Source organism: Chlorogloea sp. CCALA 695 (assembly GCF_003003885.1).
Classification (GTDB): Bacteria; Cyanobacteriota; Cyanobacteriia; order Cyanobacteriales; family Chroococcidiopsidaceae; genus Aliterella.
In genome coordinates this window covers 1-13197 of record NZ_PVWN01000084.1, presented here as the reverse complement: position 1 = coordinate 13197, position 13197 = coordinate 1, and the positions used below count along the sequence as shown (strand labels likewise).

The 13197-nt window shown below is 44.7% G+C and carries 14 protein-coding genes and 1 pseudogene; 7 read left to right on the top strand and 8 right to left on the bottom strand.

Annotated elements, in window-relative coordinates; translation table 11 throughout:
* Positions 1-132: 132 nt before the first annotated feature.
* On the bottom strand, positions 133-1062 hold the full coding sequence (gene ppk2, locus C7B70_RS23375; RefSeq protein WP_106371336.1) for a polyphosphate kinase 2: 930 nt from the start codon (positions 1060-1062) through the stop codon (positions 133-135).
* A 221-nt stretch (positions 1063-1283) separates the two neighbouring features.
* On the opposite strand from ppk2, the gene C7B70_RS23370 reads away from it, so the two are divergent.
* Positions 1284-2480, top strand: coding sequence for a virulence factor (locus C7B70_RS23370; RefSeq protein WP_106371335.1), 1197 nt, complete (start codon positions 1284-1286; stop codon positions 2478-2480).
* Between the two features lie 327 nt (positions 2481-2807).
* On the opposite strand, the pseudogene C7B70_RS23360 reads toward C7B70_RS23370, so the two are convergent.
* Both C7B70_RS23360 and C7B70_RS23355 read right to left on the bottom strand, forming a co-directional pair.
* Positions 2808-3872 (bottom strand): annotated as a pseudogene (locus C7B70_RS23360) (IS4 family transposase).
* Positions 3873-3916: 44 nt separating this feature from the next.
* The gene (locus tag C7B70_RS23355; RefSeq protein WP_199192476.1) at positions 3917-4198 is read right to left on the bottom strand and encodes a hypothetical protein; all 282 of its coding nucleotides are present in this window, start codon (positions 4196-4198) and stop codon (positions 3917-3919) included.
* Positions 4199-4517: 319 nt separating this feature from the next.
* Here C7B70_RS23355 and C7B70_RS23350 point away from each other — a divergent pair, with 319 nt between their 5' ends.
* From C7B70_RS23350 to C7B70_RS26615, 3 genes are all read left to right on the top strand, one after another.
* Positions 4518-5660 (top strand): hypothetical protein, encoded by a 1143-nt coding sequence (locus C7B70_RS23350; protein WP_106371334.1) that lies wholly within the window; start codon positions 4518-4520, stop codon positions 5658-5660.
* A 257-nt stretch (positions 5661-5917) separates the two neighbouring features.
* The gene (locus tag C7B70_RS23345) at positions 5918-7033 is read left to right on the top strand and encodes an alpha/beta fold hydrolase (RefSeq protein ID WP_106371333.1); all 1116 of its coding nucleotides are present in this window, start codon (positions 5918-5920) and stop codon (positions 7031-7033) included.
* A 26-nt stretch (positions 7034-7059) separates the two neighbouring features.
* Entirely contained in the window at positions 7060-7215 is a 156-nt protein-coding gene (locus tag C7B70_RS26615) for a hypothetical protein (RefSeq protein WP_158260572.1), read from the top strand.
* A 35-nt stretch (positions 7216-7250) separates the two neighbouring features.
* Here C7B70_RS26615 and C7B70_RS23340 read toward each other — a convergent pair whose 3' ends face one another.
* On the bottom strand, positions 7251-7481 hold the full coding sequence (locus C7B70_RS23340; protein ID WP_106371332.1) for a hypothetical protein: 231 nt from the start codon (positions 7479-7481) through the stop codon (positions 7251-7253).
* 439 nt (positions 7482-7920) lie between these two features.
* Here C7B70_RS23340 and C7B70_RS23335 point away from each other — a divergent pair, with 439 nt between their 5' ends.
* From C7B70_RS23335 to C7B70_RS23325, 3 genes are all read left to right on the top strand, one after another.
* Positions 7921-9426, top strand: a complete 1506-nt coding sequence (locus tag C7B70_RS23335; RefSeq protein ID WP_199192475.1) for an alkaline phosphatase PhoX — start codon at positions 7921-7923, stop codon at positions 9424-9426.
* A gap of 275 nt (positions 9427-9701) precedes the next feature.
* A complete protein-coding gene (locus C7B70_RS23330) occupies positions 9702-9899 on the top strand; it encodes a hypothetical protein (RefSeq protein ID WP_106371331.1) in 198 nt (65 codons plus the stop codon).
* A 16-nt stretch (positions 9900-9915) separates the two neighbouring features.
* Positions 9916-10353, top strand: a complete 438-nt coding sequence (locus C7B70_RS23325) for a hypothetical protein (RefSeq protein WP_106371330.1) — start codon at positions 9916-9918, stop codon at positions 10351-10353.
* 13 nt (positions 10354-10366) lie between these two features.
* On the opposite strand, the gene C7B70_RS23320 is transcribed toward C7B70_RS23325, so the two are convergent.
* The 4 genes from C7B70_RS23320 to C7B70_RS23305 form a co-directional block, all read right to left on the bottom strand.
* Positions 10367-10939, bottom strand: coding sequence for a hypothetical protein (locus tag C7B70_RS23320; protein WP_106371329.1), 573 nt, complete (start codon positions 10937-10939; stop codon positions 10367-10369).
* A gap of 231 nt (positions 10940-11170) precedes the next feature.
* A complete protein-coding gene (locus C7B70_RS23315; protein ID WP_106371328.1) occupies positions 11171-11632 on the bottom strand; it encodes an RES family NAD+ phosphorylase in 462 nt (153 codons plus the stop codon).
* Complete coding sequence (locus C7B70_RS23310) at positions 11633-12058, bottom strand: antitoxin Xre/MbcA/ParS toxin-binding domain-containing protein (protein ID WP_106371327.1); 426 nt, start codon at positions 12056-12058, stop codon at positions 11633-11635. It lies immediately after the preceding gene.
* Between the two features lie 59 nt (positions 12059-12117).
* On the bottom strand, positions 12118-13197 hold a 1080-nt coding region (locus C7B70_RS23305), incomplete at its 5' end, for a GIY-YIG nuclease family protein (RefSeq protein ID WP_146134152.1).

Genomic DNA, 13197 nt, shown 5'->3' with positions numbered 1-13197 from the left:
ATGTGTTAACTCAAAGCATTCTTACCCTATTCCTTTTTTGGGTCTACTTCTCCTCAAATGGCTAAAGTCGAGCTTAGACTCTCCTCTGCTCTGCCTAACAAAAAAGCGATCGCGCTCTAATATTCCTATCCCTCAATACACTTGAGGGACAAAGAACTGCTCGTTACGAGGGGCGCGAATATAATCTTCTGATGGAGGTCTGGGCGGAAGCTCTAGAGGAGGAGGTGTCATATCTTCGTAGGGAATTTTGCTCAGTAAATGATGAAGGCAATTCAGCCGGGAGCGTTTTTTATCATCCGCCTCAATCGTAAACCAGGGCGCTTCGGGAATGTTTGTACGTGCAAACATGGCATCCTTAGCTTGCGAGTATTCCCGCCAACGAGCGCGCGATTCTAAATCCATTGGACTGAGTTTCCAACGTCTTGCTGGATCGTGACTACGGGATAAAAAGCGCTGCTCTTGTTCGTCATCGCTGACTGAGAACCAATATTTAAGCAAAATAATCCCGGAATTTACTAACATTCGTTCAAATTCTGGGCAAGATTCCATAAATTCCCCGTACTCAGCATCAGTACAAAAGCCCATGATTCGTTCAACTCCGGCTCGATTGTACCAACTGCGGTCAAATAAGACAATTTCACCAGCCGCCGGAAGGTGTGCCACGTAGCGCTGAAAATACCACTGCGTTTTCTCGCGGTCGGAGGGAGTACCTAGAGCCACAATGCGACAAACACGAGGATTGAGTGGTTCAGCAATCCGTTTAATCACGCCGCCTTTTCCCGCCGCATCTCGACCTTCAAAAATCACCACAACTCGATAACCAACGTGCTTAAGCCAGTATTGCATTTTGACCAATTCAACCTGGAGTTGCTGTAGCTGGGTTTCGTAAGTTTTCTTAGGAATTTTCTTGGCAAAGATTTCGTTGCTACCATCAAAAATCTTTTTTGATTTCTTAGGTTTTTTTTGGTCTTGTGCTAATAATAGTTTCTCTGCCAAATCTGGAGCCAGTTGAACTAAGCCATTATTTTTTAATTCTTCTCCTTTAATTTCATCCGTTGACATATACAGTTACTTTCTTATTTAATTGGCTAACTTAAATTTACTTACGGGGTGAGATTCTAGTCTGTATAACGTATGTCAGATGAACATCAGGAGATGTCACATAAACACGATTCTGGAAATCTTTACCAATTATAATGAGATAGGATCGACAGTAGATGCCACTTGTTCTAAAACTACCTTGACTGCTGGCTGTTTGATACTGATACGTTTTGGATGAGGCTATGCAACTTCGCTCTATTGAAACTACCCCCAGCCCTCACTGTATTAAGCTTAACCTCAATGAAGTGGTTAGCACCAAAGCCCTGACCCTCACTCAAGGCGCAACTAAGCCGGATGCCCCTGCTTTTGCTCAACAGCTACTTGCCATTGAATCGGTACAATCGGTCTTCTTATTCCAGGACTTTATCACCCTTACGCGCCAAGGAAATGCAGATTGGCAACCTATTCTTGCTAAAGCTGCTGGCATTATTGGGGTAGCGAAGGATGCTGATAAAGCGCTACTTTTTCAAGTTACTCCGTCTCAGATAACAGCAACAAGCGCTAATTCCACTACCGAGCAACTTGCATTCTCAAATTTCGGTTCTGTTGAAGTTGCCGTACAAATGTTTCGGGCAATTCCGATTCAAGTTCGAGCGATTTCTGCCGATGGTCAACAAGCACGAGTGGCATTGCCCGACCGATTTAACCAAGCGCTGCAAAGGACAATTGTTTCAACGGGAGCCAATTATGTAGCCGAGCGACGCTGGGAACCTTATCAGTCTCCTGCTGGCTCTCCTGATGAGGTGGCAAGGGTAGTTGCTGATGAAATTGCCGATCTAATCGATGAGGATGAGTTGGCTCGAATCGAAGCCTCCGCCATCTCTAATCATGCTGAAACTAAACAATTTAGCCATACCGATTTGCAGCAATCTCTATTAACAGAGCTACAATATCCGAACTGGAAACATCGACTCAAAGCCCTCCAACAGATTGAGGTAAACCCTGAAACATTGGAGCGGGTTTTGACTTTACTCAATGACGAACAAAGTACAATCCGACGTTGGGCGGCGGCTCTAGTGGGTGCTAGTGGGATGACGGAGGTAGTTGAACCGCTTTGTCAGGTTGCCCTTATAGATCCCTCCGCAATTGTACGTCGAACGGCGGGGGATGCCTTAAGCGATTTGGGGGATGTGGCGGCGATGGCTACAATGACTCAAGCATTAACAGATCACTCAAAGCTAATGAGGTGGAGAGCCGCTCGATTTTTAAACGAATTGGGAGATCGTAGTGCTGTGATGGCTTTACAACAAGCTATTAAAAGCGAAACTGAATTTGATGTACGCCTTGAAATGATGGCAGCGTTAGAACGGATTGAGGGCGATGGCGATACTCTTTTACCAATGTGGCAGAGGATTACTCAAGGCATAGTAAACCAATAATTACCAACTCTGACTGCTGCTTTATCTAGGAACGTCATTCAACTCTCATAACTTAATTCTTTTTTTAGCGAAAAACTTGTTTGTTTCTTCAATACTGATAAATCCGCGCCTTTGGGTCTGCTCAATGAAATCATCTACGATCTCATTTCCAGGCGAGACAAGGAAGTATTCAAAAGTGCCTGATTCCATCTCGTCCAATATAGCGAACGCCTCATGAAGAACAGCAAATAGCAAATCCCGTTGATTTTCTTCGTCTTTGCTTATAATCTGATAACGTAATGCAGTATTTGCAAGACGACCGAAAAACTCAAGTTTTGATGTACTGTCCTAAGTACAGGACAAAAATCGTAAAACATTGAGGAATTCATCCATTTTCTGTTCCAAGTTGAAAATAATGTTGCGGAGATAGTCAAGCCCATAGCGAAAAATACTCTTAGCTCTGCGTCCATGCTTCTTAATCACGAGTGGTTTGAATTGATGCAACCATTCCCCGGTTAAAACCACCCAACACAAGGCTAATGATAGGAGTGCCAGCAGCTTACTGAGGCGTTCAAAGTCAGTCAGATGGGTTGATTCCAAACAGAATCCACGAGTGCGTGAAGATGCCAAACAAGGTTTCGATGCCCCATCGTTTTGCATAATCAGTAAGGGCCGTTTTCGGAGCCGTTTGAGTCGCAATCACCAATAGTGAACCGTCTTCCAGACGCAAGGCAGCAATGTAGACCCAATGTCCCCAAAGCTGGCGTTTATGGCGAAGCACTTTGTGTTGTCCTACAGGTAAATCCTGAAACAGGACTTTCACTTTGAGGCTTTGACGACCATGCTTGAGTGTGTGATTTTCAAGGGATGCGAATGCGAAACGGTGTGAGCGGCTCACCCAGCAAATACCCAAACCAAGCTTGTAGGGCAAACTCTCGGTCTGCGGTTAGGCAGCTTTTGTCTCGCTCCCTAAAGTATTCCAGGAATTGGTCGAACAACTTCATGCGCTCGATGCTATTAGAATTGCCCCGTTTGTCCAGCAAACACCACACCAGAGGAAAGGCAACCCCCTCATGCACGACTCCTAGCATTAGGATGTTGAAGGTACACGCACCAAACTGCCATTCGGTGCGGTCAATTGAAAGAGTCCACGGCTCTGGGATTGCCATTAAGGCAACCACCGCTTGAGCAATCTTGGCATAATCGACTTCGCACGTGACGGAAAAATCGCTGCAACCGTTTGTAATGTGAATCGGTTTGAGCCTTGCCACTGAAAGCTGTTGCCAGTTCAGTAAAATTTACTGTCTTGAAGAGCAACAGCGCCATCAAAAAGGCTGCCACAAAGCTTAGTCGTGCGCCATGCCAGGCTAAGTGAGGGCGCAAAGTATCTCGCAGTAGAGTAACCTGGTTCATAGGGTTTCATCATTAGAATGTGGTAATTCTTATGAAACCCTTTCCTAGCACTTAGTTGCAAGCTTTTGTCCTGTACTTAGTGTACTGTCATACAATCCTAAAAAAATATCCCCAAGTTGGCTCAAAAGCCAACTTAATTCCTTTGCGTCCTTAGTAACAACGTGTCTTGGCTGGGAATAAAAACTACTGCTTGCTCTGTTGACTTGACGAGAAGTTATAACAACATTAGCGCCGCCCCACTCTTTATCGGTTGGAACTGGCGTTAGTAATAGTCTTTGAAACAGATAGTTAAGTGCTTCTCTCTTTACCGTAAAGTTACTATCCATTTTCAACCCAGGCTTTTGTTTCGTAGAGTTTACACGATTAATACAATTTTTATCACAGGGGTTTCTCCTGACCACCCTGCAAAGAAGCAACCGCAGTATGAGAAGTTGCATCAATACTCCTCTCCCTCAACGAAGTTTTTGATGATTGTCATTACCTTAAAAAAGGTCAAAAGATGAAACTCTAATCTATTGATAATCTGTCCGTAACCTATCTGTTATTGACAATCTGATAATCTAAATTGCTGGCTGAAATGGCGCGGTTGAAAGCTACTTGCTTAAGATGCGCTCGCTCCTGCATAGAATAGTTAAGGATATCTTGATGACAAACGACTACTTGAGACTCAGACGCTTCGCCACTACTCAATTACTGTATAAAATGTGTGTAGTGGCTCTAACTGTGCCTTTTCTAGCAAGTCCAGCGATTGTCGCGATTGCCAAAGAGAAGGAGTATGGTAATGAGAATGCGACCTACGCCATCGGACTTTGGGGCGACTTACCTTACTCTGACTTACAGGCGACGATTGGAGTTCCAAACCTCATTGCTGACATGAACTCGCAAAACCTAGCCTTCACTGCCCACAATGGCGACCTCAAGGCTGGCAACTCTACACTCAACTCAGTTACGCCGACAACCTGTAGCAACGAACTTTATGCCCAAGCAGTCGGCTATTTCAACGCCCTCAAAGCTCCCGCCGTCTTTACACCAGGCGACAACGATTGGACTGATTGCGATCGCCCCTCAAACGGTGGATTTAACTCGCGAGAGCGTCTCGACTACGAGCGTCAGGTATTTTTCAGCACCAAGTTTTCTTTGGGTCAGCGTCCGTTAGTCCAAGTAGTGCAAAAAGAGCCGCTATGCCTTGGTGCAAACGCCTCAGTACCCTGCACCGAAAACCGTCGCTGGGCAGTTCGCGGAGTTACTTATGCCACCATGAATATCCAGGGTTCGTGTAACAATTTATGCGACACTGCGCCGGATGAGCAGGAGTACGCGGCACGAAACACAGCTAACAAAGCCTGGATGAAGCAGACTTTCGCAGAGGCGAAAGCAAGAAATTCAGTAGCGGTCATGTTTATATCCCAAGGTAATCCAGGGTGGGATCTATCTGATGGGACTAGAGCGCCCCTACGCGATCCCAAGACGCTTGCTCAAACCGACGGACAGCCTGATGGCTTCCAAAACTTTTTGTTAGCTCTGCGCGATGAGACAATTGCTTTCCGTAAACCCGTTAGCTATGTACATGGCGACTCGCACTATCATCGGATTGATAAGCCATTTCAAGATGCTCAAGGCAGACGGATTGAGAACTTCACTCGTGTTGAAACATTTGGTAATAGTGCGGCAAATGGTAACAACGAAGTGCAATGGGTCAAGGTGATTGTAAATCCTCGTAGCCGAGAAGTATTTTCGTATCAAGCGCAGATTGTACCTGGCAATCGAGTAGCAGTTCCAGTTCCTTAACCTTAGTTGACCGATTGGCGATTGCTGGCGATAAGTCTTCCTGTCTCTTACTTTGTAAACGCTGATGGAGGATGTTCTCAACCGGACTAGCTCTCATCATGGCGATTGCCTGCGGCAGTGCTGGAAGCAATCGCGCATTGAGGTCTTAAAGTGTAGGCGAACTTGCTGATTCTAACTTCAGGAGGTATTCAAGGCTTGCTCCCCCGCTTAGACTCAACTTTGATACTCTGCTTTGGAGCTTTGACGTTGCCATGCTTATGCCCCTCGATTTTCTATTGCGCTGGCTGTCAGGTTTACTGACAATCGCGCTTCTGGGTGGAGCAGGCTACATTCTTTACCAGTGGTATGAGGGCGAATTAGTTAGCAATCGTTGGTTGCTGCTAGGTGCAGTCATGATGCTATGGTCATTTTTGGGTTTTCTGCCAATTTTGCTATTGCATCGTCCTGGTCAAGATGAACCAAAACCCACTCGTAGTCGGCGAAGTCAACGCCTAGTTCGACCTGATGGCAGTGAAATTCATATCGAATTTTACGGTTTAGATAACGATGCTCCAACGATTATCTTGACACATGGCTGGGGACCTGACAGCACAGTTTGGTATTACGTCAAAAAGCAACTGAGTGATCGCTTTCGTGTCGTTGTCTGGGATCTGCCTGGTCTGGGTAAATCTATTAAGCCTAAGAATCGAGATTATTCCTTAGAAAAATACGCCCGCGACCTGGAAGCCGTTTTGGGCTTAGTGGGAGATCGACCTGTCATGTTACTGGGGCATAGTATGGGAGGTATGATCCTGCTGACATTGAGCCGTTTGTTTCCACAGCATTTGACAGGGCGAGTCGCTGGACTAATCATCGTAGACTCAACCTATACTAATCCCCTCAAGACCACTATTTTTAGCAACCTACTATTGATATTGCAAAAGCCGCTTCTAGAACCTTTGCTGCATCTGGCAATCGTTCTTTCTCCCCTGCTATGGGTCACAAGTTGGCTCAGTTATTTGAATGGGTCAACGCTACTAACTACGGAAATCTCTGGATTTAGAGGCACAGAAACTCGCGGACAGCTTAATTTTTCTACATTGATTGGTCTAAAAGCATCGCCTGGTGTACTAGCACGGGGAATGCTGGCAATGCTGAGATTTGATGAAACCGAAACCCTACCCCAAATCTCAGTTCCAACAATGGTTGTAGTTGGAAAGTCCGATATTGCTACCCGACCATTGGCAAGTAAGCGGATTAGTCAGGAAGTACCTCAAGCAGAACTCGTTTCATTATCTCCAGGCGGACACATGGCACTTATGGAGCGCAATCAACAATTTGCCAAAGTCATTGAGTCATTCGGCATTGCTTGTTTAGAGCGTAAAAATATCTAGCAACGGAAAGAATTTTAATTGATATTTTGCCAACTTTTTCAAAAAGTTGGCAATGCTTTAAGCAGGAAGCTTGTTACGATCAATATAGCCTGGAAGCGATCGCACCCAGCAGCACGACTAATCCTAGCGCTTGTCGGAAGTATTTAATGATCGAAAAGCTACTAAATGCGATCGCTTTCTAATTATTTCTATAAATCTTATAAAAGTGGCAACTGTTTTATCCAGCGCCTAAGTTAGCAATAGTGATTTGATTATCTACAATGTTCTCATTGTTACCATTATCCAAAAGTCCTGAATTTTGAGTATCAACAATCTCTTTATTATGAACTGAATCGTTCAAGTCCTGTGATTCGGCGGAAGCTTCTTGATGTGGATTAGGACTAATCTGACTTGGATCGGCGGTTTCATGAACTGCTAGGTTAATAGGATTATTAGATTTTTGGGTCATTTCTACCTTTCTGTTAAATTGCAATTATTAAACCACTGTCATCAATAATTAAGGGTGAAATTAGGTATAAGTTTCTTCTAGCAAACGACATAACCCTTGAGGATGACTTGAGGATGACTTGTTCTCACATCGCTATGTTAGTGAGGAGCTTGCAATAATCAACAAAGCATTCCTGAACTGCTTAGACAAGAGATTGAGAAATAATTGAAAGCACTCGGTATTTAGCCAAGAAAACTTAAATCGGAAATGCTCCCGATTTTTGATTCGTCAATACCGTAGATAGCGCTTCAAACAGAATATTAACTTTTATTTAATCAAAAATTAACTACTGGTTGATAGCCTAGTTTAAGTATTTTTTGCTACGAAATACTCCAGACTTTTCTGGATTTAGGACATTAGTTTAACATCGCATCCCTAATCAGCAGGAGACACAATAACAATGTCGTTTTCACGACGCAAGTTTCTAACCCTAGCTGGCACAACGGCGGCTGGCGTAACAATGGTTTCTCCTTTGGAAGCTTTTTATGCCAAGGTTGCCCAAGGTCAAGTTGCAACAGGTATTGGTTTTGGTTCATTAGAGCCTAAGCTTCCTGTCAATGCTGCCGAACTAGCGAACACCGTTGTTGGCGACTTAAGTAAAGAAGCCTTACTGGCGCTTCCCCCAGGTTTTAACTACCGCGCTATCTCAATTGTTGGTCAACCAATGAGTGATGGCACTCTTGTCCCCGCAGGTCACGACGGCATGGCAGCATTTCCCGGCCCAGGCAATACGACAATCCTAGTTCGCAACCATGAACTAAGCACCTCCTTGCCTGCCAATTATAACTATCCGGTTTCTGGTTCGCCGAGGTACTCAAATGCCGCCTTGGGTGGAACAACAACTCTGATGATCGGATCTAACCGAGAAGTCATCAAGCATTTTGCCTCTTTAGCAGGAACGAGGACGAACTGTGCAGGGGGACTAACACCCTGGGGTACTTGGATTAGTTGCGAAGAAACCTTCTCTACCACTACTAGCAATGGCAATACAGTTAAGCACGGCTACAATTTTGAGGTTATTGCCGACCCCAATACAGGATTAGTAACTCCAGTTCCGCTCACAGCGATGGGACGTTTCAGCCACGAGGCTGTAGCAGTAGACCCCAATACTGGATACATTTACGAAACCGAAGATCGTGGTGATAGCTGTTTTTATAGATTTGTCCCAGCAGTAGGTAGACCAACTTCCCCCGGACAGTTAACTGAAGGCGGTAATCTTTATGCTCTAAAGATTAGAGGCTCAAGCGTGCCTGTAAATACAACTAACAACCCAACTCAAGGCGGTCAACTCGGAGCTATCCAGCCTGGAGTACCAATGCCTGTTGAGTGGGTTGCCATCGATAATCCCGACCCAGTATCAGAAAATAGACTTGGCAATATTACCGCAGGTGAAGTTGGAGTCCGCTATCAAGCGCAGTTAAAAGGTGCAGCTATTTTCTTTCGGGGTGAGGGAGCTTGGTACGGCAATGGGTTAGTTTATTTTGTGGCGACTCAAGCTGGGCCTCCAGCCTCCGGTAGCACTAATGGTCGCGGTAACGGACAAGTTTGGGCTTACAATCCTTCAAATGAAACCTTGACCCTTTTAGTTGAAGCCGCTTCTAGTGGCGAACTACTAGATGAACCTGATAACGTGACGGTTACTCCTTTCGGCGACCTGTTGCTTTGCGAAGACAGCAGCGACGATTTCCAATATCTTGTTGGTGTTAACCCACAGGGCGAACTTTATCAATTTGCTAAGAATGTTCTTTTTGCTGGAGTAACTAACGACCCAGCAAAGGAAGCATTTGTCGGTAATGAATTTGCTGGTGCTTGCTTCTCACCGGATGGCAGAACACTTTTTGTCAATATCCAGACCCCCGGTATTACCTTTGCTATTTGGGGCCCCTGGAGTAGAAAACGCAGCTAAAGTAGCGATCGCTTAATCAGGAACTCCAAGAACTACCTGGAGTTCCTCTGCCGTCCAGCTTGACATCAAGGCTGGATGGTTTCAGTTGCGAACCATTAAATTTTTGATTAACCTTTTAATTATTTAGCAACCTTACCTCTATTTGCCTTAGTTTGCCCTCCTTTGCTTTTACTATCAAGCCGCGTTAGTTGGGAACTGCGAGAAGGTCTGCTGGGCTTGTGTTTTCTAGGGATGACAGTGGCGCTTTTACCTTTCGATCTGGGTAATCTAAGAGCATGGAAAAACAACGTTTCGATTTCAAACGATTTGCGATCGCCCAAGCCATATTAATTCCCCTTGCCACCTTCCCGATATGGTATTTAAAGCTATTTCCACCGCCCAAAATACTTTGTGTCGTCCGTAATGGTGAAGCCGTGAAGCTTTACAATGCCGATTGCGAACAACCAGGTCGGATTAATATTGTTGAGCAGTAGTCAAAACAATTTCCCTATGCCCAAAATTCCCGATTGCGAAGTCTGCCTGATGTGCGCCCACGATCCATCATTGGTCTGTGCGGTTCATCCTTACGGACAAAATAGCGATTTCTGCCCAGACTTTCGACCCGACCTGACGCGCGAGAACAAGCGCTTTCAAGACTTTCTGGGATTGCAACGCCAGCAGCCAGAAAATAGTGACGAGCCATTTAGCAATCCTTTCAGCCTAGACCCTGATGAGGAGCAGTGGGAGCCAGAAGGGGCTAGTTACTACAACGGCGAATTAATCGTACAACCTAAGCAAAAGACCAGAGAGGAGCAGTTGTGGCTCTTGGATAATCACCCACTTTTCACAGGTGTTTGTCCTCAATGCAAGTATCATTTCCCACAAGCTAATTTCCATATCGTTCATTTTGATTGCCCCCATTGTGGATGGGTAGATGATTCAATTTGAGCCAACAATGATTTTATCCTCCTCTCACTACGCCCTTAATAGTTGCGTCCACTATGTCTACATCCTTTGCTGGATAAACAGAAGCTTGGGTTCCCCTATACAACTGTTTCTGGGGGACTTGTCCGTGCCGCTCTTTGTATGATTCATTTGCCCACATCTCAACTTTCATTCGTTGACTTGCACTAATTTCTAACCCTAAATGTTTGGCTCTTTGCTGAATAAACCAAAACTCAGGCTCTTTCCGTGCGATCACTGCCTTAGTTTTGCTGCGGGGCGATTGAGTAGCGGCTTCTGCCCCTTCTAAGAATGCCACCTTTTCAGATAAAGCAGTGACCTGGCTTTGCAACGAATCAAGGCGAGTTGCCAGATACTCATCCACGCTGGCTTTAACTCGTTCGTCCAATCGCTTATCTAATGGGTTTACGTCCAGGTCATCAAGGGAGCCATCCAGGTAAAGTTGGATAAATCTGGTAAGCGTAGCGGTCGCCGTCGTGCCTTTCTGCTGACACCGACTTTTAAAGCTTTGCCACAGACTCTCATCACAGTTAAATGATGCTAACTTCTTATCTCGTCCCGTATTGCTCATATCTAGGTGGTGGTCTAGGTAAATACAGGTACAAAGGTTTTTTCTACACCTGTTACATATCAAGGTACTACCTTGATATTAGAGTTTTTCTGCTTTTGAGTAAATTCAGGGGCAAGCAGCGATGTCTTTAGTAATAACCTTAGTCAAATACGAAAGCCTTGCAAGTTTGGCTAGAGTGCAAGCACTTTGAAAGAACGTTACAAGAGTGATTAAACGAAGCCCAAATCCCAATCATTGCTTAACCTTCCACATTCTGTTATCAAAATTAAACCTCAGTGCTGGTTCTAAAGTTAACTGCAAATCAGGATGCTGAGGATTAAGCAAGTAATTAAATTCGACGGGAATAATAGAGGATGGAACTTTGAGTACGGGCGAGTCTTGCTTTTGCAGCCATTGCTTGCCGATATTTTGCAAAGTGGGATAAGCTGCCATACTTTGCCAATCTTCCGGTAGGCTATTTACGTCTACTACCGTCATCGCAATGTCTTCTGGCAAAAAAGCACGGATAGCAACCAAAGGAATGCGCGAGCTTTCGGTATGTACAAAGACTTCTAAACTAGCAAGAGCTAGACTTTCTGCTGTATAAACAACCTTAAATCCTTGAGGTGTCCATCTTGCTTGAGCGTAAAGTCCACCTATTCCAGAAAAGGCGCTATCAGTATGTTTCCGCTTACAAATTCGCCAAACTTGCACTTAACCAAACATCCCATATTCAGCGCGATACAGCATTGCTTCAACTTTTTTGGCTCCAGCATCGGTAGCTAGGGCTTGCAATGGTGTTTCTCCTGATAGTGCAGTTTTTGCGGTGGATAGCCACCGCTTAGTTTCCGCTTCATCTTCAAATAACTCTGACGCTTGCTCGGCAATTCGGTTAAAGCGTTCCAAGCGGTCAGCAACAGCTATTTTGAGGATTGGATTTTGCTTCTCATAGCGAAACTGAGTGCTTTCGGAAATTCCGAATAGTTGTTTCACATCAGTTTTGTCTAAATCAAAACGTTTGACTACCTCCTTAATAGATGCGTACTTTTTATTTCCTGTCGCAACGCTATATGAATCAACGAATTGTTGATCTGCTGCGATTTCTTGGTATGAGTCAATTTGATTGGTAGTTTTGACCATAGTTACTTGGTTTCAATTGACACTTTAATTATATCAAATGAAACAGATAGATAATGTATCTACTGTTTTTGCATTATTGCCAAGACTTTACGCGCCGTCTCAATTGATACGAATGCCATTACAGCAGCTTCGCGCAAAGAACAGCCTTGGTGCAGTGCGGCAATTACTCTCTGTGATGAAGGGCGTGATAAAAAACTTTGTTTCAACTCGGATTCCAGGCGAAGCCCTGCGTACGCGCTATCGCAAATCCGCCCATCAGCTAAAAGTGCTGCTAGAAACTCATCTTGTTTTCCTGCCAAAATATCTTGCTCTACTGGCGATAATATCTTGGCTTCCATTTCGTGTAGGTCGTGTCCTACAGATTGAGTCTCGTCAGGGTCGGCAAACTTAAAATACTCGGTTAAGCTGCCGATTGGGTAATTAAAGTTAGAGTAACGATACTTAAAATATTTTTCTGCATTCCCTCGATGCGCCCAAACGTTAAGCACCTCAATTTCTACCGTCTGGTAGTGTGATCGCAAGTCCCAATATATCTCTGCAAGTCGTTTAGACATAGGGCGGGTTGTTATGCCAATTTTGTACAGGATTTTTTCATCTGCCTGCACTTTTAAATAGTACAAACTAGCAAGCAGAATCTTCCTCATCTGAGCGCCGTAGATTCGTAAGTCAGTGAGGCGAACCCGTAATTCCTTTTGTGGTAGCACGGAGCCAGCATTATCGAAAATAGCAGATTCTAATTGGGTTAATTTTTGCTCAATCAGCGATTCATGCAGGGGATTGAATGAAGCTAAAGATAAAACTCCAACAGGAATTAAGCCTAAATTTGTGAATTGGTAAGTTTTTCGCCCCGTCACAGCATTAACATTCTGCGATTGCTCAACTAAGTTTTCCCTAGAAAAAGCTGGTAGGAGTTCCAGGCGATCCATGCCATTGTTATGAGATTTATGCCTGTGCCAAAGCTTTTTTAACTGCTCTAACTCCTTACCTGTCAAATAGATATTAAAGGCATCGTACAAAGGTAGATGTGGTATGTCGCGCGGCGCTCTCTTAACAACTAAATTAGTTAGAGTCGAGGGCGGGTATTGTCCCGCGCCCCTCTCTGTTCGATCCGAGCGTGCGACTTTCACCGCACTCGGCTC

What these genes read in the sequence shown, in the direction of transcription:
- ppk2 (WP_106371336.1), bottom strand. Translation starts at nt 1,062, where the DNA reads ATGTCAACGGATGAAATTAAAGGAGAAGAATTAAAAAATAATGGCTTA.
- C7B70_RS23370 (WP_106371335.1), top strand. Translation starts at nt 1,284, where the DNA reads ATGCAACTTCGCTCTATTGAAACTACCCCCAGCCCTCACTGTATTAAG.
- C7B70_RS23355 (WP_199192476.1), bottom strand. Translation starts at nt 4,198, where the DNA reads ATGGATAGTAACTTTACGGTAAAGAGAGAAGCACTTAACTATCTGTTT.
- C7B70_RS23350 (WP_106371334.1), top strand. Translation starts at nt 4,518, where the DNA reads ATGACAAACGACTACTTGAGACTCAGACGCTTCGCCACTACTCAATTA.
- C7B70_RS23345 (WP_106371333.1), top strand. Translation starts at nt 5,918, where the DNA reads ATGCCCCTCGATTTTCTATTGCGCTGGCTGTCAGGTTTACTGACAATC.
- C7B70_RS23340 (WP_106371332.1), bottom strand. Translation starts at nt 7,481, where the DNA reads ATGACCCAAAAATCTAATAATCCTATTAACCTAGCAGTTCATGAAACC.
- C7B70_RS23335 (WP_199192475.1), top strand. Translation starts at nt 7,921, where the DNA reads ATGTCGTTTTCACGACGCAAGTTTCTAACCCTAGCTGGCACAACGGCG.
- C7B70_RS23330 (WP_106371331.1), top strand. Translation starts at nt 9,702, where the DNA reads ATGGAAAAACAACGTTTCGATTTCAAACGATTTGCGATCGCCCAAGCC.
- C7B70_RS23325 (WP_106371330.1), top strand. Translation starts at nt 9,916, where the DNA reads ATGCCCAAAATTCCCGATTGCGAAGTCTGCCTGATGTGCGCCCACGAT.
- C7B70_RS23320 (WP_106371329.1), bottom strand. Translation starts at nt 10,939, where the DNA reads ATGAGCAATACGGGACGAGATAAGAAGTTAGCATCATTTAACTGTGAT.
- C7B70_RS23310 (WP_106371327.1), bottom strand. Translation starts at nt 12,058, where the DNA reads ATGGTCAAAACTACCAATCAAATTGACTCATACCAAGAAATCGCAGCA.